Origin of the sequence: Pseudomaricurvus alkylphenolicus (assembly GCF_011683955.1) — a bacterium.
In the GTDB taxonomy this organism is placed as follows: domain Bacteria; phylum Pseudomonadota; class Gammaproteobacteria; order Pseudomonadales; family Cellvibrionaceae; genus Pseudomaricurvus; species Pseudomaricurvus alkylphenolicus.
This window is the reverse complement of record NZ_JAAQPI010000012.1, coordinates 200,154-227,039: the sequence shown is the minus strand read 5'-3', so window position 1 is coordinate 227,039 and position 26,886 is coordinate 200,154. Positions and strand designations below refer to the sequence as shown.

18 protein-coding genes are annotated in these 26,886 nt (G+C 51.3%); 12 read left to right on the top strand and 6 right to left on the bottom strand.

The features are described from left to right. The first annotated feature begins 51 nt into the window (after nt 1-51). From prsT (HBA55_RS26325) to HBA55_RS26315, 3 genes are all read left to right on the top strand, one after another. Entirely contained in the window at nt 52-2,814 is a 2,763-nt protein-coding gene (gene prsT / locus HBA55_RS26325) for an XrtA/PEP-CTERM system TPR-repeat protein PrsT (RefSeq protein ID WP_166997595.1), read from the top strand. A 277-nt stretch (nt 2,815-3,091) separates the two neighbouring features. Continuing rightward, complete coding sequence (locus HBA55_RS26320; protein ID WP_166997593.1) at nt 3,092-4,357, top strand: Crp/Fnr family transcriptional regulator; 1,266 nt, start codon at nt 3,092-3,094, stop codon at nt 4,355-4,357. 334 nt (nt 4,358-4,691) lie between these two features. Beyond that, nucleotides 4,692-6,254, top strand: a complete 1,563-nt coding sequence (locus HBA55_RS26315) for a TIGR03013 family XrtA/PEP-CTERM system glycosyltransferase (RefSeq protein ID WP_166997591.1) — start codon at nt 4,692-4,694, stop codon at nt 6,252-6,254. A gap of 85 nt (nt 6,255-6,339) precedes the next feature. Here the strand turns inward: HBA55_RS26315 and prsR are convergent, their stop codons facing one another. Together prsR and prsK are read right to left on the bottom strand one after the other, a co-directional pair. Then, complete coding sequence (prsR, locus tag HBA55_RS26310; RefSeq protein WP_338109461.1) at nt 6,340-7,695, bottom strand: PEP-CTERM-box response regulator transcription factor; 1,356 nt, start codon at nt 7,693-7,695, stop codon at nt 6,340-6,342. Nucleotides 7,696-7,711: 16 nt separating this feature from the next. Further along, entirely contained in the window at nt 7,712-9,838 is a 2,127-nt protein-coding gene (gene prsK / locus HBA55_RS26305; RefSeq protein WP_166997589.1) for an XrtA/PEP-CTERM system histidine kinase PrsK, read from the bottom strand. Between the two features lie 291 nt (nt 9,839-10,129). Between prsK and HBA55_RS26300 the strand changes: the two genes are divergently transcribed. Both HBA55_RS26300 and HBA55_RS26295 read left to right on the top strand, forming a co-directional pair. Next, nucleotides 10,130-11,164: an SDR family oxidoreductase gene (locus HBA55_RS26300; protein ID WP_166997587.1), complete on the top strand. Its 1,035-nt coding sequence runs from the start codon at nt 10,130-10,132 to the stop codon at nt 11,162-11,164. A 24-nt stretch (nt 11,165-11,188) separates the two neighbouring features. After that, nucleotides 11,189-12,499, top strand: a complete 1,311-nt coding sequence (locus tag HBA55_RS26295; RefSeq protein WP_166997584.1) for a nucleotide sugar dehydrogenase — start codon at nt 11,189-11,191, stop codon at nt 12,497-12,499. A gap of 17 nt (nt 12,500-12,516) precedes the next feature. On the opposite strand, the gene xdp1 is transcribed toward HBA55_RS26295, so the two are convergent. The 4 genes from xdp1 to HBA55_RS26275 form a co-directional block, all read right to left on the bottom strand. Further along, a complete protein-coding gene (gene xdp1 / locus HBA55_RS26290) occupies nt 12,517-13,335 on the bottom strand; it encodes an exosortase-dependent surface protein XDP1 (protein WP_166997576.1) in 819 nt (272 codons plus the stop codon). 144 nt (nt 13,336-13,479) lie between these two features. Beyond that, nucleotides 13,480-16,356: an XrtA/PEP-CTERM system TPR-repeat protein PrsT gene (prsT, locus tag HBA55_RS26285; protein WP_166997573.1), complete on the bottom strand. Its 2,877-nt coding sequence runs from the start codon at nt 16,354-16,356 to the stop codon at nt 13,480-13,482. A 25-nt stretch (nt 16,357-16,381) separates the two neighbouring features. Then, nucleotides 16,382-17,248, bottom strand: a complete 867-nt coding sequence (locus HBA55_RS26280; RefSeq protein WP_166997571.1) for a patatin-like phospholipase family protein — start codon at nt 17,246-17,248, stop codon at nt 16,382-16,384. Nucleotides 17,249-17,305: 57 nt separating this feature from the next. Then, nucleotides 17,306-18,172, bottom strand: coding sequence for an AAA family ATPase (locus HBA55_RS26275; RefSeq protein ID WP_166997569.1), 867 nt, complete (start codon nt 18,170-18,172; stop codon nt 17,306-17,308). Nucleotides 18,173-18,545: 373 nt separating this feature from the next. Here HBA55_RS26275 and HBA55_RS26270 point away from each other — a divergent pair, with 373 nt between their 5' ends. From HBA55_RS26270 to HBA55_RS26240, 7 genes are all read left to right on the top strand, one after another. Continuing rightward, nucleotides 18,546-19,169 (top strand): XrtA/PEP-CTERM system exopolysaccharide export protein, encoded by a 624-nt coding sequence (locus HBA55_RS26270; protein WP_338109460.1) that lies wholly within the window; start codon nt 18,546-18,548, stop codon nt 19,167-19,169. Between the two features lie 118 nt (nt 19,170-19,287). Continuing rightward, nucleotides 19,288-20,832, top strand: a complete 1,545-nt coding sequence (locus HBA55_RS26265) for an XrtA system polysaccharide chain length determinant (protein ID WP_166997567.1) — start codon at nt 19,288-19,290, stop codon at nt 20,830-20,832. A gap of 45 nt (nt 20,833-20,877) precedes the next feature. Next, nucleotides 20,878-21,936 (top strand): XrtA-associated tyrosine autokinase, encoded by a 1,059-nt coding sequence (locus HBA55_RS26260; protein WP_166997565.1) that lies wholly within the window; start codon nt 20,878-20,880, stop codon nt 21,934-21,936. Beyond that, a complete protein-coding gene (locus HBA55_RS26255; protein ID WP_166997563.1) occupies nt 21,902-23,488 on the top strand; it encodes a TIGR03016 family PEP-CTERM system-associated outer membrane protein in 1,587 nt (528 codons plus the stop codon). The genes HBA55_RS26260 and HBA55_RS26255 overlap by 35 nt, the downstream gene beginning before the upstream one ends. A gap of 196 nt (nt 23,489-23,684) precedes the next feature. Next, the gene (locus HBA55_RS26250) at nt 23,685-24,611 is read left to right on the top strand and encodes an XrtA system polysaccharide deacetylase (protein WP_240946299.1); all 927 of its coding nucleotides are present in this window, start codon (nt 23,685-23,687) and stop codon (nt 24,609-24,611) included. 1 nt (nt 24,612) lies between these two features. After that, nucleotides 24,613-25,641 carry a FemAB family XrtA/PEP-CTERM system-associated protein gene (locus HBA55_RS26245; protein WP_166997561.1) on the top strand — a complete coding sequence of 343 codons (1,029 nt, stop codon included), beginning with the start codon at nt 24,613-24,615 and terminating at the stop codon, nt 25,639-25,641. Next, nucleotides 25,641-26,873, top strand: coding sequence for a TIGR03087 family PEP-CTERM/XrtA system glycosyltransferase (locus HBA55_RS26240; RefSeq protein WP_166997559.1), 1,233 nt, complete (start codon nt 25,641-25,643; stop codon nt 26,871-26,873). Before HBA55_RS26245 ends, HBA55_RS26240 begins: the two co-directional genes overlap by 1 nt. Nucleotides 26,874-26,886 lie beyond the last annotated feature (13 nt).

Genomic DNA, 26,886 nt, shown 5'->3' with positions numbered 1-26,886 from the left:
TTGATGGAAGTGCACTATGTTAGTTGCCATATTATTTGAATGAGGATGGAAATGGCGAAAATAAGGAATTTGGCAGTATTGTTCTCTTTGGTATTCCTCGCAGCGTGTGGAGGACAGCTGGATGTCGATCAATTGCTGGAACGCGCGGATCAGAGTATTTCCAGGGGCGAATACAAGGCCGCGGTGACCGATTTAAAGGCCGTAGTACAACAGCAGCCCAAAAATGTCTCGGCGCGCAACAAACTGGGTGACATATATCTTTTATTTGAAGATGCTCAGTCCGCTAAAAAGGAATTTCTGAGGGTTGTTGAATATGCTCCTGGAGAGCTTGACGTTTATCCGAAGTTGGCAAAATCTTTGTTACTAGCTGGTGACTTCCAGGATCTGATCGAACTGGAATTGCCATCAGAGCTCAGTAAACCCATGCGGTCTTTGGCACTGTCGTACAAAGCTGTGTCTTCTCTATCCCTGGAAGTATCGGATCAGGCCCGGCAGTACTTGAATCAAGCATTGGAACTCGATGCCTCCAATATGGAGGCTGCTCTTGGAACCGCGATGTGGCACCACTACAAAGGTGACCTGGCATCGACTTATGAATGGATCGAGAAAGCCAAGGTGGGCGAGGGTGATATTGCTCGTGTATGGAGCTTTTTGGGGTACATTGAGGCGGTACAGGAGCATGATGAAAAAGCCCATGAGTCCTATTCGGAAGCGATTAGACTGAAAAAAAGGGCACCCAATGAACTCATGAACAGAAGTTTATTGCGAGTGAGACTGGGAGATCTAGATGGAGCTCAAAAAGACTTGAATGCTCTGGACGCGAGCTTTGCCGGCCACCCGCAAGTGCTCTTTTCCCGAGGTTTGATCGCCTATCAAAAAACAAACTACCAAAGTGCGGTTGAACATTTTGAGAAAGCGCTGGCTAAGTACAGCAGCTATCCGGCGGCTCTTCTTTATGCGGGCTCATCTCATTATTTGCTAAAAAATTCAGACATAGCTGCCGACTATTTGAATAAGTACCTTTCTCTGGAAGCGGACAATATTGAAGCTCAAAAAATGTTGGCATCAAACAGCATTCTTTTGGGTGATGCTGGAGTTGCGGAGAAGCTGATCAACAATATTCTGAAACAAAACCCGGATGATGCATTTGCTCTAGAGGTGCTGGCGGACAGCTATCTGCTGCAGGGGCAGTTTCAAAAAAATTCAGAGATCAGGGAAAAAATTCTGGCGTTGGAGCCCGAGTCGCAAGCACGCAAAGTACAGGTGGCAGATGCCTATATCAAAGCAGGCAGAATTACTGACGCTATTGCGGTATTTCAGTCGATTTATGATGAAGATCCAGCTTCAATCGAGGCAAATCGCAACCTCATTATGGCTTATAGGCAGAACGGGCAGTTTGATCAGGCACTGGCAGTCGCCGACAGGTTTAAGGTGGAGCATCCTGATTCTATTGAGCCATTATTGTTAGCCGGCTCAGTTTATATGGACTGGGAAAATTTACCTGAGGCAACACGGGTGTTTAACGAAGTGCTGTCGGAGGACCCCAAAAATCTCTCCGCCTATAGCGGCTTAGCGGCTGTATTTATTGCGCAGGGTCAATTTGGCCGGGCAGAAGACTATTATCAGCAAGCGCTGAAGCATGACTCCGATGATTTAGAAACCTTACTCAATATCGCGACGCTTCAATTTGAGAGGGGTCTTGAAAGCGAGGCGGGAGAAAAGCTGGAGAGGGCAGCCGGCAAACATCCAGACTCTGTAGCTGCCCTATCTAAGCTGGTACGCTTTTATGAGCAAACCAACCAGCACAAAGAAATCCTGAGTGTATTGCAGGCGAAAAGCATTGAGCGAATCCCGTATCTATTGAGTGCTTTTGCTGAAGCAAAGTTGAGAACGGGAGACCTCTCTGGGGCGGAAGCGACCTTATTACAATATATCCAGAAATATCCCAAGGATGCACAGGCTCGATATTCGCTGGCGATGTTACAGGGTACGATGGGTGACTATCGACGCTACGCGGAGGGCATAGCTGAAGCCTATAATGCGAACCCTCAGAATGTTGCGGTTTTAAAGGAGTGGGTTAGCGTCAACACTCAAAGGGGGCAGTTTGAGGAATCAGAGAATCTTATTAAGCAGCTTGAAAAGATCACGGGCGAAAGAGCAGACACGTTGGCCCTTAGAGGGGAGTTGCATGAAGCTCGTGGCAATTCTGATACCGCTACTTTGCTATTCGAACAAGCATTTGAAGAGGCTAATAATAATCACAATTTGATCCGTTGGACCAACGCACTGTGGAATAGAGGGCAGCAGGACAAGGCCGTCGAGTTGCTGGAAGGGTGGTTGACCAAGCACCCCAAGGATCAAATCGTACTTTTTGATCTGGCCAATCGCCATTTTGAGCGAAGTAGCGAGAAGAGGGCCGTGGAACTGTTCGAAACCTTGATCGGGCTTGGCTCTGAAAATGTCATTGTGCTGAACAATCTGGCTTGGTTGCTAAAAGACCACTCTCCCGAAAAGGCTGAAAAGCATGCAGCCAAGGCTGTGCAGAAGGCCCCGCAAATGGCGCGTTTGCAAGATACCTATGCCGTTGTATTGGTCAATCGGGGCAAGCTGGAGAAAGCCAAGGACGTCATTGATCAGGCCCACAGGCTGGAACCTGCGAATTCTGTCATTGCCTATCATCGAGCCATGATTCTCAGCAAGCTTGGAGACAAGCAACGTGCTATTGAAGAGTTGCTCAAACTGCTTGAGGTCAGCCGGGATTTTCCTAAGAGAAAGGAAGCAGAGACGTTGCTTGCTCAACTTGAAGGCAATTAACGGGTTTGATTTGTGACGCCGTTAGTCTGTTCTGAAAGACCTTTGATGTGAAGTGTGTCACAAAGAATCCGGATGCTGAATGCCTGGGAATAAGTTAACATCGGGGGTTTATTGCCCAGGAGTAATTCAAGGCGCGCCTGGAGCACGAAATGAGCTAAAAATCCCGTTGTATGACAACAGGGCTTGTCGTCGGAAAGGTTTTCAGGCGCATTGACGTAAAGTGAAAGGAATCCAGTGCCAAATGAGCTGAACACGATTCATTTTTTACTTCCTGACTATGGCAATTAGAGTAAAGGTAGCGCGAAGCGCCAATGAGCTTGATGATATCTATCGACTAAGACATCGGGTCTTTGTCGAAGAACGGGGCAAGTTCGGTACGACTACCACCAATAACCCCCGAATGATGGACCACTTCGATGCGATGCCGGGAGTGGCAAACGTCATTGCGTATTGCGAGAATGGCGCGCCGATTGGCGCCATCCGGGTCAGTGAAGATTCCGAGGTGGGCCTTCCCTCCGAGCAGTATCTTGATTTCTCGGGTGCCCGCGAAACGGTCATGGATGAATACTTCAATGCCAATAGCGGCCGGCGAGAAGTCTGTCCCAAATTTGTCTGCTGCAGCATGTTGGCGGTGGAAGAGGGCTGGCGAAACCGCAGAAATGTCACCTTTTCTCTGTTTAAGTCCGCCATTGGCATTATGCACAGTCGCCATGCCACTCATGTTATGTGCACGATCAGTGCGGAAACCCTATCGATGTACGGGCGGATGGGGTTCGTTGCCGTAGGTGAGGCGCAGTGGAATGAGGCTGTTCAGGATACTCTGATCCCCATTGTGGCACCGATGGACAAGGTCTTTGACTGGGCGTTTTCCGAGTTGCAGAAAAACGTGGACAGCTTTTGGTTGGACAACTTTTCCGGTCAGTTTGAGCGCCTGTTGTTATCCCCGGGTGAGGTCCTGTTCGATGAACATGACCATGCCGAAGATACCTATGCAGTGGATAGCGGCTGGGTTGCGATCTCCCGTGAGGATCCGGATGGCAATGAGATGGTGCTTGCCAATCTGTCGCGAGGCGCTCTGTTTGGTGAGCTGTCGGTGTTTGACGGCGAAAAGCGCGCAGCCAGAGCAACAGCGTTAGTGAGCAGCGAAATCATCTGTATTGGGCGTGAACATATGTTCGACACGCTCAAGCGCAATCCGGATCATTTACTGCAGCTGCTCAGGCATTTCGCCAAACGGGTCAGGGAAACGGACAATCTGGCCATGGTTCAGGCCTTTGCGCCCCAGACCAGTCGCGTGGTCTTCGCGCTCAACCAATTATGGCAATCGGCCACCCCGGATCGAAAATATCCGGGAACCCGCTCGGTTAGAATCGGCCCCGCGCAATTGGCGCGCACAGCGAGGGTCAGGGAGGACGAAGTTCGACAGGTGTTGGAGTTGAAAAAATCCGAAGGAAGTCTGGATTACGGGGCCAATGTCATTCGCTTCGTGCAGGAACCGAAGGAGGTCACTCCCCCCAAAGCCCTGGCGGATTCTCCGTTGTAGCTCGGTTTTATGTCCGATTTCTTTACAATTTGAGAGATCTTATTTCGAATCGTTTTACTTGGCAGCTAATTCGTTATTCATTCTGTCTTATTAAACGATTAGGATATAAGCCTTAAAAAATGGTTGGTAAATTTACGCGCCTAAACTATAGTAAGTTTGATCGCCATTGACGCCTAAATTTTCTTTTTGACTGCTAAATCATCCAATATAGGGGTGAGGGTAGGTTTTTCGCCCAGGGAATTAGCAGTTGCTGGGGGATTATGAAGCGCGACACTTATAACTGGTATTTATAAGAGTCAGGGATGGCTAAGCTGGCTTTAATCGGAGTGGAAGCATGGCAAATACGAGAGTTAACCTCAGCACGGAATCCAGGGATGTTGCTGCCCAGATCATAGAGGCGCCAGCCCCTTCGTCCCCAATTAACAAAGAAAAGCTTCGTCAGGAAGCCACCAAGCCGACTGCCAGACGTGGGCGTCACGGCTCGGTTGACTATCCGAGGATGCACTTTTTCCGGGGCAAATTCCGCTTATTGGGGCATTACGTCCATATTGAGCTGGTTGCCCTGATGATGGTCGAACTGGCCATTATTGCGTTGGCAGCCTATACCACACTGAGTATGGCCAGTATTTCCCTGGCGGAAGCGTCACAGAGCTGGATTGCCATAATGATGGGCTCCATGCTGGTTTGTCTGTTTTCTCTGGGGCTATACGATGCCCGCCAGCGTGATGAGTTGGCCGGCATCTGCTTTCGGCTGACTCTGGCATCCCTTATGGCCTATATCCCTATCGCTCTGTTTGTGGGGATAAGTGCTGATCCGACTCCAGGGCTGTACGGTATTACAGCAGCCTTCCTGGTCTCGTTGCTGTTGTTGATGTTGGTTCGGGCGACCTTTCACAACCATATTGATGGTAATGCGCTTCCACGGCGGGTGCTGGTCCTGGGCACTGGCAAGCGTGCCCGTTATATTGATCAGATGCGTCGCAAGTCCGATCAGCGTGGTTTTAATCTGTTGGGATTTGTTCCCTGTAACTCCTGCCAGCATTGTTATGTAGATTCCGCCAAGCTATTGGATCTTGGCAGCAGTCTCAGGGACTATGCTCTGGCCAACCGTGTCGATGAGATTGTTATCGCCCTGGATGATCGGAGAGCGGGTTTACCCACTGACGATTTGCTTGACTGCCGCATGAGTGGCATCGAGGTATCCGACGATCTCAATTTCTTTGAGCGTGAAGGCGGCTTGATACAGTTGGATTTGATTCAGCCCGGTTGGTTGATTTATGCCCAGGGCTTTAGCAGCCATTTCTTTCGCTATCTGGAAAAGCGTCTGTTTGATGTGGTGGGCAGTGCGCTGTTATTGGTTGCTTTGTCACCGCTGGCCTTGGCCACGGCTGTTGCCATTATGATTGAATGTGGTGTTAGGGCCCCCGTGCTCTATCGTCAGCAGAGAGTCGGCAAGGGTGGTCGGGAGTTTACCATCTACAAGTTCCGCAGTATGTCCACAGATGCCGAAGCCGACGGCAAGGCTAAATGGGCCTGCGCAGGGGATGCCCGCATTACTCGGGTTGGTAACGTTATTCGTAAATATCGCCTGGATGAAATTCCACAGCTGTGGAACATCTTCCGAGGTGATATGAGTTTGGTTGGTCCGCGCCCGGAGCGTCCGGAGTTTTGCGACGACCTCTACGAAGTCAATAAGTTTTACAAGGAGCGCCATCGTGTTCCCCCCGGCCTGACCGGTTGGGCGCAAATGTGTTATCCCTATGGGGCGTCAGAAAAGGATTCCATCGAAAAACTGAAGTACGATCTGTACTACGTCAAAAATCACGGCTTTTTCTTCGACCTTTATATTCTGATTCAAACCGTTGAAGTGGTTCTGTTTAAGAAGGGATCCCGTTAAGTTTCTGAACACAAAAATCCAGAAATAAAAAAGGCCCCAATGGGGCCTTTTTTATTTCTGCAGGCAGAAGTTCAAGTCCAGGAATTCAAGTCTTTAAGTTATATTTTTCCAACATGTTATAGAGTGTCGGCCGGGTAATGCCCAGCTGCTTGGCGGTCTCGGAAATATTATCGTTGGCGTGGTTCAGAGCCCGCTGAATGGCCTTGCGCTCGGCTTCCTCTCTTATCTGCTTGAGATTGAGCGGCGCTGCATTCTCCTGTTCCGGGTCAATTTCCAGGTCTTCCGCCGTGACCTGGCTGCTGTCGGCCATAATCACAGCCCGTTTGATGCGGCTTTCCAGTTCCCGCACGTTACCTGGCCAGCTGTAGGTTTCAATCGCGGCAATGGCGTCCGCACTGAAGCCTTTGATGGGGCGGCTCTGTTCCTGTGCAAAACGCTGCAGAAAGCGCCTGGCTAGCACCAGGGCGTCACCCTCGCGGTCTTTGAGTGGCGGGATATTGACCGTGATTTCACTGATTCGATAATACAAGTCCTCACGGAAACGGCCTTCTTTGATGTGGGTGGTCAGGTCCTGGTGGGTTGCGCAAATGATGCGTACATCCACAGGAATTTCCTTGCGGCCGCCGACCCGTTCAATAACTCTTTCCTGCAAAAAGCGCAGCAGCTTCGCCTGAAGCTCCAGAGGCAGGTCACCGATTTCATCCAGGAACAGCGTTCCACCATCCGCGTATTCAATTTTTCCGGGGGTCTGTTTGGCGGCTCCGGTAAATGCGCCCTTTTCATAGCCAAACAGCTCGCTTTCCAGCAGGTTTTCAGGAATGGCCGCGCAGTTAATGGCGACCATTTTCTGCTTGGCTCTGGGGCTGAGGTCGTGCAGGGCCCTGGCAAATACTTCTTTTCCGGTACCGCTGGCACCCAGCAGCAGCGTGGTGATGTCCGAGGGAGCGACTTTCTCGATGGTGCGGCAAACTTTGAGCATGGCACTGCTGGCGGCGATAACGCCCTCCAGGGGCATATCCTTGTGCAGCATTTGATACTGGCGGTTTTCATTCTCCAGCTCAAACACATGGTAGGCGCGATCCACCATCAATTGCAGAATATCCGGATCCACCGGCTTCTGATAAAAATCATAGGCGCCAAGGCCGATCGCCTTAACGGCATTGTTGCGATCATGGTCTCCGGTCACCACAATAATCTTACTGGTAGGGGAAAGGGCCAGGATTTGTTGCAGCGTCGCCATACCCTCGGTGACACCACCCGGATCCGGGGGCAGCCCCAGATCGAGCAGGACAACACCGGGCTCAAAGCGCCGCACCTGGGCTATGGCATCTTCCCGATTGCCGCACACGGTGACCTCGTAGTTGTCGAAGCACCAACGCAACTGGCTCTGCAGTCCCGGATCGTCCTCGACGACCAAAAGATGTTTTTCATTTCCATTCACGTCGTCAATCCTCAGCTTATTCCATCATTCCGTTGGCTGTATTGAGCTGTACACTTAAATTATGTTCCGTATCTTCAACGCAGGGAAGGGTAACCCGGAATTTTGTACCTTGCCCCACTTCGCTGTCCACACTAAGGCTGCCGTTCAGCGACTGGATGTAGTTGCGACTTTCGAAGGCGCCAATGCCCATGCCGGTCAGGCCCTTGGTGGTATCGAAAGGTTTGAAAAGGCGCTCTCGAACAAACCCGGGTGTCATGCCGCAGCCATTGTCAATGATATCGATGTGGGCCTGGTGGGCCTCTCCTGACAAGGCGATGCTGACACTTCCATCATCCGGCGTGGCTTCCTGCGCATTTTGAACCAGGTGATTGACAACGTTAAGCAGCTGCTCCCGGTCACAGGTTACCACGGGGTGGTGCTCGTCCAGCAATAAAGTGGGTGTTGGCTGCTGTTCATTGTTGCTGTCAGCGGCGCGTTGCAGGAGGTCTCTCAATGCGACAGGTGCTGTCGCACTGCTGCGGGCACCTTGTTTCATTTGTTCCAGTAGACGGTTCATCCGATTGACTGAGTTCTCGACCGTTAGAATCATATCATCAACGAAGCGCGGATTGTTCTTGTGTTTGGCAGCGTTGGCAACAATCAGCGATTGTTGAGCGAGAATATTCTTCAGATCGTGCATAACATAGGCGGAAAGCCGGTTAAATGCCTCGAATTGGCGGGCGTGAACCAGGGCCATTTCCGAGCGATACTGGGCAACGTGAATCGCGGCCTGTTTACCCGCCATCTTCAGCAGGTCTCGGTCTTCCCAATTGATGTCGTCCCGAAGGCTGGATTTCTTCAAGAGAATAAGACCGAGAATATCATTGTTGATGATCAGCGGCACGATCAGCCAGGCCTGGTCGATTTGAGTCAGCCAGGTTGGCAGCTCCAATTGTTCATATCGTTGCGGGTACTCGCTGTATTCTTCCAGGTCGACCACCCAATAGGAGGATTGAAGAAACTGAACGACGGATTTCAGATCCTGATTGAGTCGCCCCGGCGGCGTTTCGGGCTCCGCCATATTCCAATTGCTGGCCAATTCATAGTCGCCCTGGTGGCTCTTTGTCCAAAGCAGGGCTCCTGGGCTCTGAATCAGCTCAGCAATGGCCTGGCAGGTGCGGTCTGGTACCTTGCCGCCCATATTCGCCAAGTTGTCGGTGAATCGCAGCCACTCTTGACGATAGTCATATTTGTAGCTGAAGAAGTGCTTGCTGAGAAAAACTCTCAGCTGCATCCGGATTTTCTCGGAAAACAATAGGGTGGCCAGCAGCAGCCCGGCCCCCAGTAGAAAGACCAGCTGCAGAAACCCACCCCAGATACCGCCAAAATAGCGGATGTAATATCCCGCGGCGGCCATCGCAATCAGATAAATGCCGCTCGCCACCACCGCGAATGAGTGGAAGACGATATGACGGGAGACGTGGATGCGGGATTGAAGAGAACTGCTGCGTGCCGCTGTGATGGCAAACAGAGGAATGGCCATGATACCTGCAATGGCGCGCAATGATTGCAGCTCAGGGTTCACATGTTTAAACAGAAGCGCGTCTGCGTAAATATAGAAGTCGACGGCATAGATACTGCCGGTGCCGAGGCAAAGGTATTTCAACGACCAGCGCTGCTCGGCATTAGAGTGGCGGATAAGCTGTTCAGTGACGACCAGAACCGCGATGCTCATCCCCAGCCAGACCACAAACTTTAAATCGCTTACCAGTGCCAGGGATTTTGCGGACAGTTCCAATTGTTCTGCTATCACGGGCAGCAGCAAAAGAACGCAAATACCCAGTACCGTGCCCCCAATCCAGACACGCGTCATTGGCAGGGGCGTTTCCAGGTCATCATCTGACTCATCGTTGATCAGACTGTACAGGAAGAACAACCACGCCACATTGCGCATCAGTTCTGCGACACTGAACCATTCCGGCGGCATAGCAACGTCCAGAGTCCTGAGGGCTTCTGCACCGGCCCATAGACCGGTGACCCCTGTGGCCAATAAGAAGACCCTGGCCCGAGGCCTGCCGAGATAGGAGATTGCCAGCAAACCGCTGAGCAGCAGATAGCCAATCAATGCCAGTAAAAACGCATAAAATTGCACGGTCAGCGGCATTGTTCAGTCCTTGAAGAGACTGGTAATGGAGGTGTTGGGCTGCATGGGATCCAGGTCTCCATTTTCTGAGTTTGCCATTTATTGGATGTCGACGGGTCGGCGATTTCGGTCCGGATGGAAACCGGTCACCGGTTAACAATTATTATGCCTTTGAAACGTGTATTATCCGGAATATAGTACCTGTTCCCAAAGCATTGTAGATGACTTGAGGGGCAGTAATCTACCAGCCTTGGTGTTTCCGCAGAGGTTGGATGACCGGAGTGATCAAGGAAAATGAAGGCAGGATGACAAATGTCCTACGAAAAAACGCTGGATGACTTACGCGCCAATCCCCGCTGTTGGCTGGTGACGGGGGTGGCGGGCTTTATTGGCTCGAATTTGCTGGAAACGCTGCTTAACGCTAATCAGCGAGTGGTTGGGCTGGATAATTTTTCAACGGGCAGTCAAGACAACCTGGATAGTGTTCAGGAAGTTGTGGGCGAGGATGCCTGGGATCGTTTTACCTTTATTGAGGGCGATATTTGCCAGTTGGAAGACTGCCAGCGGGCGGTCAACGGTGTTGATTTCGTGCTGCATCAGGCTGCGCTGGGAAGTGTTCCCCGCTCCATAGAGAATCCAATTGGCACCAACGCCGCCAATATCGATGGTTTCGTTAATATGTTGGTGGCCAGCGAGAAGGAAGGGGTAAAACGATTTGTGTATGCGGCCTCTTCCTCCACATACGGTGACCACCCCGGATTACCGAAAGTAGAGGACCGCATCGGCAAACCCCTTTCACCCTATGCGGTCACCAAGTATGTCAATGAACTCTACGCCGATGTGTTTGCAAAAACCTACGGTATGGAGCTTATTGGATTGAGGTATTTTAATGTGTTTGGGCCTCGGCAGAATCCCAAAGGCGCTTACGCAGCGGTAATACCCAAGTGGTTCGAGCTGATGTTGACCGGGCAACCCTGCCAGATTAATGGTGACGGTGAAACCTCGCGGGATTTCTGTTATATCCGCAACACGGTACAGGCCAATATACTGGCGGCAACGGCGGATCAAGCCGACGCCATCAACCAGGTTTACAATGTCGCCTACGGAGCCAGAACCACCTTGAACGAGTTGCATGCCCATATGCGTCACCTGGTCGATGGATACCTGCAAAGTGGCTATAAGCTGGATCCTGACTATCAGGATTTTCGGCAAGGGGATGTACGCCACTCGCTGGCTGATATCAGTAAGGCAGCACAGCTTCTGGGTTATGCGCCAACCCATGGCCCTAAGGAAGGCTTGGATGAAGCCTTTCAGTGGTATGCCACCCATTTGGCGAACAATTCATAATTTGAGCAAACTGGATTAATAAGAATGGAAACTCTTGCAGTCGTTGGTCTGGGCTATGTGGGCTTACCCCTGGCAACCGCGTTTGGTCGGCATATTAAGACCATCGGGTTTGATCTGAATGAAACCAAGCTGGAGGCCTATCGCCGAGGGCATGATCCCAGCGGGGAGGTGGACGAAGCTCAGCTGAGAGAGGCGACGCACCTAAATTTCACCAATGACCCTAAAGAGTTATCGGTAGCGGATATTATTATTGTGGTTGTGCCCACGCCCATTGATCAAGCGCGGCAGCCGGATTTGTCTCCCCTGGGAGGCGCGTGCAAAACGGTTGGGCAGCATATGAAAGACGGGGCAATTGTGGTATTTGAGTCCACTGTCTATCCCGGTTGCACCGAGGAGTACTGCGTACCGCTGCTGGAGCAATATTCCGGCATGGCCTGGGCGTTGCGCGAGGATACGGTGGTTGCAAAAGGGCATTTCCATATCGGTTACTCACCCGAACGAATCAATCCCGGTGACAAAGAACATCGACTCGAAACCATCGTAAAAGTGGTGGCGGGTGATACAGGGCCAATATTGGAGAGATTGTCTGACCTGTACGGCAAGGTGGTCAAGGCAGGCATTCACCGGGCGGCGAGTATTAAAGTGGCAGAAGCTGCCAAGGTGATCGAAAACACTCAGCGCGATCTGAATATTGCGCTGATGAATGAACTGTCACTGATTTTTCATCGTCTGGATATCGATACCGCCGATGTGTTGCAGGCTGCCTCCACCAAATGGAATTTTCTCCCTTTCAAGCCGGGACTGGTCGGTGGCCACTGCATTGGTGTAGACCCTTATTATCTTACTCACAAAGCCGAAGCGGCGGGTTATCACCCGCAGGTGATTCTGGCGGGCCGCCAGATCAATGACAGCATGGGCAAATTCGTTGCTGAGCAAACGGTTAAAAAACTGGCTCAGCGGGGCAGCGTCATCGGCGGCGCCAAAGTCGCGGTACTGGGTTTAACCTTTAAGGAGGACTGCCCTGATCTGCGTAATTCCAGGGTTATCGATATTATTGAAGAGCTCAAAGAGTACGGATGCGAAGTTCATGTCCATGACGCCATGGCGGAGCCGCAAGAGGCGATGCAGGAGTACGGTGTAAAACTGGCGGAGTCTCTGCAATCCCTGCCGCCGGTGGATGCCGTTATTCTCGCCGTTCCCCATAAGCAGTACAAAAGTCTCGACGCTGAAACCATAAAGGCCATGGTGACGGATGCAGGGGTTCTGGTGGACGTCAAATCCTGTATGGACCGCCAATCGCTGGCAGCGGCGGGCTTGGAAGTTTGGCGGCTCTAGAATACGTTTGGGGGCCCTTATCGGGCCCGTAAGCGCAGCAGAGGCAGCCCCAGCAACAGAAGCAGCATTGTCGCCGGCGAGGGAGCTTCTCCACCTGGAACGGTGTCTTCAGGCTTGCTAATAAACGAAATCGAATTCAGCTTGAAACCGTCATCGCCATCGTCCACGAAAACGTTGCTGCCAAATTGTGGCATATAGGCGCCAATAATCCAGTGGCTTGAAAATGTTGCGTTGGCAGAGTTTGCCGGGGCGACATTAACGGAGACCGGGCTGGATGTATTTTTCGTACCAATCGAAGAGAAGTGGCCAATGGTATCCCAGCTGGAGGAAATACTGCTTTTGCTGGTAGGGTCACTGTAGTCCCCTGAGCTGCCATCAAATGCCAGAATGGTGCTGTCGAAATCGCCGCTGTATTCGGTCCAGCCGGTAGAAAAGCCGGTCAGTGAAACCATCTCAGCACCAAAGTCCAAAATGACGAATTCATGAGAAGAGGTCCAGCCTTGAGAGTGGCGAGACACCTTTTCCCAGTCGTCAAAATTGTCGATGGTGTGCTCATAATCATAATTCTTGTAAGGGCGCTGGTCATCCCAATACTCAATGCCGATACCGCCGTTCCATTTGTGAATGTCGGCGGTCAGATTGATAACCGAGTCGTCTGATCTAAGCGCCCAGCCACTGGTATCGAGGCTGTGGCCGGCTTCGCTGAAGGTGCCTGAATTAGCACCTGTATAGGTATAGGTAACGACGGCCTTTGAGGAGGCGGAGGCTGTGGCAAGGAGGGCGCCGGCGACAGCGCCGAGCCAGCGAGGCTGTTTACGTTTCTGGTTGGTCTGCATGTTCCATTTCCCTGTATTCCATTGGCAAGCCAAAAACCCAACAAAATCAGGGGGCTACAGCACTTTGCTTGCAGATTGGCCTGATCGGCCTCAAAAAATCCGCACAATTATGGGGCATGTTGATTTAAATGACAAGTGACGGAGTTAACGTTTGAGTAATTTGAGGCGCCGGTGAAGCTTCTCGGCCGCTTGCCGGTTCTGAAAGCCATTTGCATGGTTCAGGGCGACCTCAACCTGACTGAGCGCTTCGTCATAGCGTTGCAGGTCGTTTAACGCCTGCGCCAGGTGGTAGTGAATTTCCGGATGGCCAGACAGGCGGGCTGCTGCTTCCCTGAGGTACCTCAGTCCTTCTGTGGCCTGGCCCTGCTTAACAAGTATCCAACCCAGCGTATCGTTGACGAAAGGGTTATTAGGAGCCGCAGACAGTGCGGCCCGTGCATATTGAAGGGCGTCCTCCTGGTTCAACTGACTGGCTACATAGGCCATGTTGTTTAACAGGTCAGGATCCTTGGGACTCCTTTCCAACAAGAGGCCGAGCGTTTCCCGGGCTTCTTTCCAGCGGGTGTTCTGTATCAGCGCTTCCGAGTAGGCGGCACCAATCACGGTGGATTCCGGGTGTCGGCGCCACTGGGATTCAATATGCTTGGTCGCGTTGGCTGTTTTTCCCTGTGCCATCAGGGCTTGATACTTGCCGACAGCAAGACTCGGTTGAAATTCTCTCGCAAGGCCCAGGCTGAAATAGCGCTCGGCTTCATCGGGACGCAGCAAAAGCATCAAGGCTTCCCCCGCCAGCTGGTAGCCTGCAGGATGCTTGGGGTATTCCTCCGTCAGTTGAATACTGCGCTTTAATGCGTTGGGATACTCGCGCAGCTGAATCTCGATTTCAATATAGGCCACCAGCGAAGGCAGGTGGTTGGGGGTTCCTTCTATCGCTTTGAAAAGTGCATGCCGCGCTGTGGTATAGGCCTCCACGGCACGCAACCGCTGAGCAAGTGGGTAGAGTGTCTCCGTTTTGAAGCCAGCCTCCTTGACCATCCTCTTGTACTGCGAAATGGCCTGCCGGGTTCTGCCGGCGGCGGTCATTACCGTTGGCAGAAGGACTTGAGCCTCATAATCTGTTCTGTGGCTGTTGGCGGCTTCAATGGCAATTAATTCAGCGTTCTTAAAGTCTTCTTTTTCGAGGTAAAGCTGGACCAGCAGTACCATTACTTCCAGCTGTCTGTCATCCAGCTGGCGGGCATGTTCGCTAAGTTTCAAGGCCTGGTCGAGATTGTCCTGCTGGTGTTCCAGCCTTGCCTGTGCCAGCGGAATCAGAGGGTTGTCGGGATTGGCAGCCGCCAGTGCCGCAAGGCGTTGTCGGGATTGGTCTATGTGGCCCCGGTCCCGTTCAATTTTTGCCAGGTTAATACCCGCTTCTACCGACTCGGGATCTGATTTCAGAACCTGCTCGAAGTTGGCTGCTGCCTTGTCCAGCTTTCCAAGGTTTCGCAGGGCAATGCCTCTGAGGTTCAGATACGAGGCGAAATCGGGCTGTTGATTTAGCAATTGCTCAGTGATCTTCAGGCTTTCGGCGTTTCTGTTGGCTTTGAGAAGTGACGCCGCCAGAAGATAGCCGACCTTTGCATTCTCCGGGTCTCGTTTAAATATGCCCATCAGACTTGTCAGGCCGCGGTCCCTGGATCCGCTTCGCAAATGGCTGAGGGCGAGTTGAAGCTCAATGTTCCGATCCTCCGGCGCTTCCTTGCGCATGCGCTCCAGGAGGCGAGTGGCGCGGTCATAAAGTTCGGCCTTGGTGTAGGCATCCACCAGCAGCTGCTGTAATGCGGCATCTTTGGGATGTGCATCAAGCACAGGAGCAATCTTCTGTATCGCTTTTTTGGGCTCATCGAGTTTGATGAGCGTCTTGATAAACAGGCGATTGGCACCCAGGTTGGTGCTGCCCTGTTTGAGGTATTGTTCCAGGTACTGACGAGTACTTTCATACTCTTCCAGGCTGAAGTGGGCCAATGCCGCCACCATGGTCAGTTGGCGATCGGCGGCAACTCTCTTTTCAGGTAATTTCGAAATCACCGTGGTGCATTTCTGCAGCTCCAGATCCGCCTTTGCCAGCCAGTCCGGATTCTCAGCTTCATCAATCTCCAGTTGCTTTAACAGATCCACAGAAGGAGGGTTTTCCGCGAAGTGGTTGTAACCCAAAGCTCTAAAGTAGGCGGCTTTCGGATCATAGGGAAAGCGCTGTTCCAGATACTTCAGGTCAATCATGGCAGACTCAAAGCGGCTGAGATCGGTAAGAATGCCCACCTTGGCAGCCCTTGCTTCAAGATGATCTGGCTCAATAGCCAGCGCTTGGTCGTAATTATCAATAGCTTTTTCTAGATAGCCGGATGTGTGCTCGACGGAAGCACGTTGATTCCACGCTTCAGCGCTGCGGGAATGCCTGTCAGTAAGGCTTACCGCTTCCCGAAGGGCGCCCTTTAGGTCTCCGGACCTGCGTGCCAGGGTGATTTGGGCGATAGCCGGTTGCAGGCCGTTATCCGTCAGGCTGAGGGCTTCGCCGATCTTCTGCGCGGCTCTGGCCGGCTTGTTCAGCCCCAGGTAGGCACGCGCCTGATAGCCCAACAGCTCGGCCTGATCATTGATGGCGAGTCCGCGGCTTGACACATTATTGATCACCTCTCGATATTCCGCCTGGTCGAGGTAGGCTTTTGCCAGCTTCAGATTGATCAGGGTTCGGTCGGCACCGAGTACCCGGGCCTTTAACAGGGAGGCCTCTGCGGCCGCCGGTCGCTTCAGCTGTAACTGCAAATCACCCAGCAGCAAGAGGGAGGGAACATGCTCGGGGTCTTTCTGCAGGGCGTTCTTCAGCTGGATCAATGCGGAGCGATATTCCCGGGAAAACATCAACTGCTGCGCGTGTTCATAGTATTCCTGGCTGGACTCTTGGGCCAGGGTGCCAGACGGGAGGCACAGCGAAATCAGTACCAGTGCCGCGAGGCTTCTGATGGGCAGGCTAAAAGTCATAATGGCGAGTGAGGTTGAGTTTGTTTTATTGGCCTGCTTCGGCGTTATCATACTGATTTAATTGTATTTTTCTGGGGATAAATTCAATGGCGGTTTTATAGCCTTGTTGATACAGGGCTTCTTTCTGGTCCAGGGACATTTTAAAGTCGACAGCAGAGGCCTTGCCAGTGTTAATAATGATGGTGTTGTGCCAATGGTCGGCATGCACATATTCCCGGGAGATGGCGTTCATAAAGGTGCGAATCAGCATATTCAGGTAAATCCGCAGCGGAAACAGGGGTTTCTTAAACTGTCGGTTAACGGTCTGTTCACTGCGAAGCCTGAAACACAATACCGGCGTCTGATCACCGGCCCAATCCCTAAAGAGTGCATCTTCGGATAAGATGGCGCCGTCGACCATGACATGGTCCTGAAAGGATTTGAAACTGAACAGCAGGGGAATCGACATGGAGAAGCGCACAGCCTGGGACACTTTCATATCCGGGGTGTGTTCGCGGTTAAATACGACCGGACCACCGCCATTGACGTCCGTCGCCAATACATGAAAATTGATGCCGAGATCCTTAAACTGGCGCCCCTCCAGTCGATCGTCTAGCCATTGCTCAAACTCATTGCCCGAGGAGAGGCCACCGTCTTTAAGCAGGCGGATCAGTGAAAAGCCGCGAAACTGATTAAAGTCGGTATCAAAGGCGAGCTTTTTGATGTGATTGAGTGAATAGCCGGCGGAATGCAGGCTGGAGACAATGCTACCCCCGGAGACGCCCACCAGGTGGTCAAAACCGAGCTCCAGTTCTTCCATAGCGCGCAGAATACCAATGTGCGCGGGCAGGCGGGTGCCTCCACCGGAAAATATAGGGACGACTTTTTGTGCAGGGGGTTGTTTGGCAGTCATAGGCTCTATTCAATCCATTATCTTGAGTATATCCCTTTTCGAGCCAATTGCAGCGGATCAGATGCTGCGCAGTACCGTGCTCCCCCCCAACGGGTCTTCCAGATTGTGCAGCAGCTGTTCCTGAACCAGGCCATCGATAACGAGTTTTGCGTCGCTTTGCTCCAGCAGCTGTTTTTCTTCGACCATTCCGTGTAGAAACAGGCGGCTGCAGATCAGGTTGATCAGGCGGGGGATGCCCCGGCTATAGGTGTGAATCAGCGGGAATATATCCTCATCCAGCGCAGGGTTATTTTCCCAGCCAGACTTTTTTAAGCGGTATTTGATATAGCCGGCGGTATCATCAACCCCCAGGGGCTCCAGATGGCAGGTGGCCACAATCCTCTGGCGCAGTTGCTCCAGTGCCGGGGAGTGGACGGTCTGGCGAAGTTCTTCCTGGCCCACCAGAAAGATCTGCAGCAAGGGCTGATTGTTTTGCTGGAGATTGGTCAGCAGACGCAGCTCCTCCAGTGCCCCCGCAGGGAGATCCTGTGCTTCGTCAATGATCAGCAGGGAGCGGCGTCCTTCATTGTAAAGCTTAAGGAAGAAATTCTTGAGATTGTGGAGCAGCAGCGATTTGTACTCCGTGGTGCCATCCAGGTTGAAATTTAGGGCGATCAATCGGATCAGATCATCGGCCTGTACCTGAGTGCAGGAGAGACTGGTGAAAACCACCTTGCCGCCATCAAACTCCGAGATCAGGTCGTTGATCAGTGTCGACTTGCCGGTGCCTGGATGCCCAGTAACCATGACAAACCCTTCCCCCCTGTACAGGGCATACTGCATATAGGCCTTCGCATTCTTATAGCTGCTGTGGCTAAAGCACAGGCGCGAATCGGGGGTTAGACGAAAAGGCTCTTCCTTTAGACCGTAAAACGTTTCGTACATGGCGCTGTTGGTGTCCCAGGGAGGTATTGGATGACAAAGTATGGAATCTTATCACCTTTTGGTTGATGATTAAGAGCGATTTGTTGGGGTTAAAGGCGCCTGAACAGACTTTATGTGGGGGTGAGTCCCGAAAATGTAACAAGGTGCATGCAAAGTAATGCGCCATCCGATAAGATTGGGCTGTCATAGGCAGTATAACGATGGAAATCACTGTGGAGAGGCGGTAAGGCTGGCTTTCGATAGTGGTAAGTTGTTGAATTTTATAATCTTTTGTTCTTAATAGTGGGCTATCCAGCGTGCCCGCCAAGTGCGAAAGACACAACTATAATAGAATTGCTTACTTAAAGTACCAGATGGGATAAGGAGATCATGCGTGTATAACTCTATACCTCTACTGAAAAAAGCTTTCACCGGGTTGGTGGTGGGAATGGTGGCCCTGATGGTGGGCTGTTCTTCCAATCAATCTGCGCCACCGAGTGTTTCCCAAAACTACGATTATGTGATCGGTCCTGGCGATACTCTGGATATTTTTGTCTGGGGCAACCCAGAACTTAGCACCAGTGTCAAAGTTCGACCGGACGGCAAGATCACCACTCGCCTGGTTGAAGATCTGGAAGCTAGTGGGGTCAGCTCCTCTCAATTGGCCCGCAATATTGAAAAGGCCTACGCCAAATACGTCAAAACACCCATTGTGACGGTGATTGTCGATGGTTTTACTGGGATTCCCCAGCAGCAGGTCCGGGTGGTGGGAGAAGCGGCAAAGCCCCTGAATGTGCCCTTTCGCAAGCATATGACCTTGCTGGATGTGATGATCGAAGTGGGTGGTCTTAGCGAGTTTGCCAGCGGCAATAGTGCGGTGTTGGTACGTCGCGACTCTGGTGACAGCCAATCGACCTTTGACCTCCGGCTCAATGACCTGCTCAAGTCCGGTGATATCTCAGCCAATGTGCCCCTGTTGCCCGGCGATATTATTATTATCCCCGAAGCATGGTTTTAAAATTAACGCCATAGCGACTGTCCAACGGGTGGCTGTTGCCAACAGCAATGGGGTTTAACAACAGGGGGGCATGTCCCCCGGTTTTCGTCTGTCTTTATTAATGGTAAGTGGATAACTGATGCAGGAGATTATCGGCCAGGTATTTCGGTACTTGTGGGGCATATGGCGTTATCGCTGGCCCGGGTTGGTGCTGGCTTGGGCTATAGCTATTGGTGGGTGGATCTGGGTCTGGAAGTTGCCCGAATCCTATCTTGCCAGCGCACGTTTGGAAGTGGACAGCAGTAGTGTCTTACGGCCGCTGCTCAGGGGCTTGGCGATTCAGCCTGATTTGAATCAACGTGTGGCGTTGATGAGCCGAACTCTGCTAAGCCGACCCAATCTGGAAAAGCTGATGCGAATGGCGGATCTGGATTTGAACGTCAAAACGGACCTGGAAGAGGAGCGGCTGCTAGCGGATCTCAAAAAGGCGATCTCCCTAAAGGGAGACACTCGCAATACCTCGCTGTACCGAGTGACCTTTGCCCATGAGGATCGTGATATTGCCAAAAGGGTGGTTCAGTCCATGATCACCATCTTTATTGAAGGCACTTTGGGCGAAAAAAGAAAAGACAGTTCAGGGGCGCAGGCATTTCTCGATCAGCAGATTGCAGACTATGAGCTGCGTTTGTCAGAAGCCGAAGCTCGTCTCGCCGATTTTAAGCAGCGTAACGTTGGGCTGTTGCCAGGAGATACTGGCAACTACTACCAAAGGCTTGAGGCTGCCAAGGCTCAGCTAAGTAACGCTGAACTGGCCTACAACGAGATGGAGAATCGTCGCAAAGAGTTGAGCCGACAGCTTTCCGGTGAAGAACCCATGTTTTTTTCTTCGGGTTTAGGCAGTGGAGATACCTCATCCCCGATAGCACAGCGTATTCAGGCATTGCAAAGAAAGCTGGACCAGCTGCTTTTGAACTACACCGATGCCTATCCAGAGGTGGTGCAGATCAAAGGCCTGATAAAGACCCTGGAAGAAGAGCGTGAGGCCGAGTTGCGACAGGCCATGGAATCTCAATCCCCATCTTTTACCGGCCTTGATACCAGTCCCATGTATCAATCCTTGCGTACCATGCTGGTAGAAGCCGAAGCGCGGGTAGCAGAGCTGAAGGTACGGGTGGACGAATACCGCGAGCGTGCTCGGTCCCTGGAAGACACGATCAATAATATTCCGGAGATCGAGGTCGAACTCAAACAGCTGGATCGCGATTATCAGGTGGTTTCCGCTCAGCACGCAGCTCTGTTAAAACGACGGGAATCGGCCATGTTGTCGGAGAAGGTGGAAAAAAACGCGGAAGACATAAAGTTCCGTGTGATTGATCCTCCCTATGTTCCCCTTAAACCTACAGAGCCCAACAAATTACTGCTTAACTCGATGGTGCTGGTGGCGTCATTGGGAGCTGGAGTTGGGTTGGCCTTCCTGTTGTCGTTATTGCGCCCGGTATTCACGGATCGTAACTCATTATCGGAAGTCACGGGATTGCCAGTTCTGGGGTGTGTGACCATGATTATTCCTGAGCAGGATCAGAGACAGGAGTTTGTCCAAAAAGTTGTTTTTGCTTCAGCTTCATTGTTTCTCCTAGTGGTATTTGCGGGTATCAGTCTCGGTCATCAGCTATTGATGGCCTAACCAACGAACGAGAGCGCATTAGGGCAGAAGTAACTGGAATAAAACATGAGCATTATTGAAAAAGCGGTTAAGAAGCTGGAGAAAGAAATTGACCAACAGGTCAAGGAGTCTCCCGTTGCCGCCTCGCAGCCCGTTCTGGAACCTGACGCCGAACCGGTGATCGAGTCCCAAGGCGCAGATCAGATCACAGCTGCTAAAGACAGGCAGCCTTCGCAACCGGAATTACGTGACAGTCAGGAAGTAGATGCGGAGACGCTGTCTGGGTTCAAAGTTGATGGCGATGATGTGCAGCAAGAGACCTCTTCTGTACCTGCGACTTCAACCTCCGAGATTCACTGCCTGCCAATGGACCGCCTGGAAGATTTGGGTATGATTACGCCCAATGCGCCACGCAGCCGTATCGCCGAGGAATATCGAACCATCAAACGCCCTCTGTTGATGAATATCGAGAAGAAGGGCGCGGATCAGGTGGACAATGCCAACCTGATTATGGTGACCAGCGCCCTGCCGGGAGAGGGGAAAACCTTTTCAGCCGTCAACCTGGCCATGAGTATGGCCATGGAACAGGATCGCACGGTGTTGCTAGTGGATGCCGATGTCACTAAAGCCAGTGCTGCTCACACTCTGGGCATTTCCTACGATAAGTCCGGTTTGATCGATATCTTGGAGGGGGGTGACAAAAGCTTCTCCGATGTATTGATTCACACCGATATTCCAAAGCTTCGAATTCTTCCTGCTGGCCGCGTTCACGAACATGCCACCGAACTGCTGGCCGGCGATAATATGCGCAACCTGATGTCGGAACTGTCACAACGGTACCCCGACCGGGTGATTATTTTTGATTCACCGCCGCTGCTGTTGACGAACGAGGCTTCGGTCCTGGCTAATCTGGTCGGGCAGATCGTTTTTGTGGTTGCAGCAGAACAAACATCGCAGAGCGCAGTGGAGGAAGCCGTACAACAACTGGGCCATGACAAAATTATTGGGATGGTCCTCAATAAGACACGACAGAATATTCTGCATAAACACGGTTACGGTTATGGCTACGGATATGGCTATGGTTACGGATATGGCAGCAGACCTGATTCTCCTGAATCGAACTAGAACTGCCGAACAAAGGGCGAAGGCTTTACCCAACGGGGCTTCAGTCTGCCTGGCGGTTCTGTTTGGTTTGGTTTCGTCTGCGGTTTCTCCTGACCTGGCGGCAGGCGATTGGACCACAGAGGCGGGCCTGACGGTCAGTACGGTGAGGTCCAGCAATATCTGTCTCGACGAAGAGGAGGAGGTTGAAGAGTGGGTAAATAAGCTGACTCCTCGTGCCAGTATTCGAGGCGAAGGTGGTCGTGCACAACTTCGTCTCTCGGTGTCGGCGGAATTAAATGATCTGGATGACGAACTTCAGCAGCAGTGTTCGCAGAACCGGAGTGGGGCTGGTGCGTTTTCTAACAGCGTAGATAACTTTAATCCTCGCATGAGTGCGGAGGGAAAATTAGAACTCATTGAAAATCTGGCATTCATAGATGTGTCCGCCAGGGTTCAGCAAAATAGAGTAAATCCATTCCTGACCGCCGGTGATGACAATCTCAATTTTACCGCAAATCAAAATACCACTTATCACTATGGCTTCGATCCTTATCTTACCTGGCGAGTTAAAGATATTGCAAAAGCAGAGCTCAAGTTCGGGTTTGATCAACAGCGTAATTCGGATAGATCGGTAGAAGACAGCGATCGTCATTCTGGAAGCCTAAGTGTCGGTGGGAGACTGGCTGGTCCAATCAGCTGGGGAATCATCGGGAGATATGCCAAAACCGAATACGATGAAAGAGATGAAAACGTTGTAGCAACAGGCTCACGCGATGACACTGAAATGTCTTCCCGCAGCTTCAGTCTCGGCTATCGATTCAGCAGTCAACTACATAGTACCTTCATCTGGGGCGAAGACGACAACGATTTTCAATCTGTAAATAATATTATCGATGGTGAGTTTTGGCGGCTTCAATTTGATTGGACGCCAAATTCTCGTACGACTGTGCAGTTAGCATATGGTGATCGTTTTTATGGTGACGACCATAGCTTGAATATCAGCTATCGCCACAAGAGAAGCCAGTTTTCGCTAAGGTACAATAAAGACTTGACGCTCAGTCGCTCTCTCAGAGTTGATCAAACCTTGCTGGATCAAATTGACTCTCAGGGCAACGCTATTGATCCGGTAACGGGCCAGCCTGTGTCGCTGGCAAACAATTTGACAACTGACACGCGCAATCCGATTGTAGATGAACGTGCCACTCTTGCTTATCGTCTTAATGGCATCCGAACTTCGATCAATGTTGAAGCGAGTCATTCCGTTCAAACGCGGGAGGAAGACAATGAAGAAAGCACCTTCATTGCTTATTCCATATCGGCTGAGCGTCGTGTGTCAAAGCATTTCACCTTAAACGCCGGATATTATATTTCCGACAGGGATGCCGCTGAATCGGGCAGTCGTCTCGGGGAAGATAACGACACAACTCGAGCAAACGTTGGAGTTAGCTATCAGTTGGGCTCAAGAACATCTGTATCGGTTAACTATAGTGAGTCCGAGCGCCAGTCCGCAAATGCGAAAGATACTTACGAAGAGGATCGTTTAACACTGAGTGTCAATATGGACTTAAAGTAATCCAAACAGGTCAATTCCACTTTCCGCGGTTGATTTTGAAAGGGGGCGTGAGGACTAACCTAAAACTTCAAAGGCTTGCTGGATGCAGGGGAGAGTGCTGTTTCTCGATGAGAACAGCTAAGCAGCCGGAGCATCCTTAAGGCGGCGACAATGCCAAGAGTATAGTCAAGTCTCCGGGTTTGTAAAATTAAAAAGTATGAATACAGTACAGCAATCGACAAAAGCACAACGAGCCTTGGTCAATGCTATGACGGTAGACGTGGAAGACTACTTTCAGGTTTCCGCATTTGAAGGCGTAATCAATCGCGAAGATTGGGGTGCGATATCGTATAGAGTTGAACAAAATACGGATCGCATTCTGGAGCTGTTTTCGGAAACCGGAACCCATGCTACCTTTTTTACCCTTGGTTGTGTTGCAGAGCGATTTCCACAAATGCTCAAAAGGATAGTGGAACAGGGCCATGAGTTGGCCAGCCATGGATGGAACCATACCCGGGTCGTTAATCAGAATCCAATGCAATTTCGCGAGGATGTCGATCGAACTCGAAAGCTCCTAGAGGACCTGGGTGGGACTCAGGTCAAAGGTTACCGAGCCGCTAGCTACTCAATCGGCAGTCAAAACCTTTGGGCACTGGACGTACTGGCTGAAACCGGGCACCTATACAGCTCCAGCATTGCGCCGGTCAAACACGATTTATACGGCATGCCTGAGGCTTCGCGTTTTCCCTTTCGCTACGGCGAACACCAAATATTGGAAATTCCAATCACCACAGTGAAATTAATGGGTAAGAATATTAATTGCGCAGGCGGTGGTTGGTTCAGGTTGTTTCCCTACGGGTTTACACGCTGGTGTTTGAATGTCGTCAACAAAAAGGAGCGCCAGCCCTGCATCTTCTACTTTCACCCCTGGGAAATCGACCATACTCAGCCCAAAGTTGATGGTGCCAGTGCCAAGTCTCGCTTTCGGCATTACCTGAATTTGGACAAAACCCACGCGAGGTTGGAGCAGCTGTTAACGGATTTTCGCTGGGGACGTATGGATGATATTTTTCTGGCAGAAGCGAACCATACAGAGGTTTCGGATGTAATGCTGAACGAACAAATTATGCAGGGTGAGAGCTGATATGTCTTTGGTGGTAAAGGAGTTAACTTCCTCGGATTTTAAACGCTGGGATGACTATGTTCTAAGTTCTGCACAAGCTACCTTTTTTCACAAGGCGGGATGGAAAACCGTCTTGGAGAAAGCCTACGGTCACGATGCGCACTTTTTCTATGCTGAGCAGAATGGGCAGGTGGTCGGAATACTACCCCTCGGACACATAAAAAGCCTGTTGTTCGGCAATTCGCTCACATCACTGCCATTTGCGGTTTACGGTGGTATTGTTGCGGATTCATCCGGCGCCGCTGAACTTCTGAGAGAAACCGCTTGCGAGTTGGCTGACAGCCTGGAAGTGGATAGCCTGGAAATGCGCAACTGCAGGCCATCGGGGTGGAACTGGCCCACCAAAGAACTGTACGTAACCTTTCGCAAAGAAATTGTCGAAGACGCGGAAGCCAACTTGCTGGCTATTCCGAACAAACAGCGCGCAGTCGTTCGCAAAGGCATTAAAGCGGGGCTTCAAGGTGAGCAGGGATGGGATTGTGACCGGATTTACCGTGTCTACTCGGAGAGCGTGCGTAATCTGGGTACACCGGTTTTTCCCAAAAAGTACTTCAAAGTGTTGCGGGAAGTATTCGGGGATGATTGCCGTTCTCTGATGATTACCCACGAAGCAAAAGATGTCGCCGGCGTATTAAGTTTCTATTTTAAAGATCAGGTCTTGCCTTATTATGCCGGTAGTACAGCCGCGTCAAGAGGTCTGTATGCGCATGGTTTTATGTACTATGAATTGATGCGCAGAGCTGGAGAGGAAGGGGTTCGCGTCTTCGACTATGGGCGCAGCAAGGTTGGCACCGGTTCCTACAGCTTCAAGAAAAACTGGGGCTTTAAGCCTGAGCCGCTCTACTACGAATATTACCTGGTCAAGTCAAAAGAAATTCCAGAGGTTAATCCTGCCAACCCCAAGTACCAATTGTTTATCGAAGCCTGGAAACGGCTTCCTCTTGCCGCGGCTAATTGCTTTGGCCCGCTGTTGGCTCGGAGCCTGGGATAATGAACTCCAAGCCTCATCTGCTGTTTCTTTGTCATCGGATACCTTATCCACCCAACAAAGGCGACAAGATTCGCTCCTATCATTTGCTGCGCTATCTTTGCGATCACTATCAAGTGCATCTGGGCGCTTTCGTCGATGATAATGCCGATTGGGAATACCGCCCAGAGGTAGAGGCTCTGTGTGCAAGTTGCAAACTTATCGGCTTGCCAGGTCTGCAGGCAAAAATAAAAAGTCTAAAGGGACTGCTGACAGGGCAAGCTCTGAGCCTGCCGTTCTACGAAAGTAGAGAAATGCAGAATTGGGTGGATCAGACCATTGCTGCAAATTCTATTGATCGAGCGGTTATCTTTTCCTCTGTCATGGGGCAATTCTTGCTTCATCGCCACCTGTCGAATTCTACATCCAGTACTGATGGAGAAATTCATTACAGCGTAATGGATTGTGTCGATATCGACTCTGACAAGTGGCGACAGTACTCACAACAGAAACCCTGGCCAATGAGCTGGCTTTATCGTCGTGAAGCGAACAAACTTTTGGCGTTCGAAAAAGAAGTTCTCGAAGAATTTGACCAATGCCTGTTTGTGTCACCCACTGAGGCAGCTGCTTTTCGCAAAATGGTGCCGGAAACCTACCAGGATAAAATTGCGCATTACTGCAATGGCGTTGATTTTCACTTTTTCGATCCGGGGAAAGTGAATTGTAATCCTTACCCGCAGGGTAAACCGGTTCTTTTGTTTACAGGGGCGATGGATTACTGGCCCAACGTTGATGCCGTTACCTGGTTTGCGGAGAGCGTATTGCCGAAGCTGCGTGAACAACATGACTTGGTGTTCTATATTGTCGGGCGCAATCCCACCCCTAAAGTCAAAAAGCTTGCTGAAAGGGAGGGTGTGGTAGTCACAGGAGGGGTGGAAGACATCAGACCCTACATTCGGCACGCTGATATCGCGGTGGCGCCTATGCGAATTGCTCGGGGAATACAGAACAAGGTGCTGGAAGCTATGGCGATGGCCAGACCGGTGATGGTTAGCAGTTTGGGCCTTGAGGGGCTCGATGTTGAAGTTGGAGAGGAGGTTATTCTTGCGGACACTGTTGAAGATTATCTCGAATTTGTGCCCATGCTGCTTTCCGACCGGGGCTCCAACATGGGCTTCATTGCCCGAGAAAAGGTGGTTCGAAGCTACAGTTGGGAAGCGAGCCTGCCAAAAATAGGGAAATTGTTGGCGACATAAACGTTGTATTGAA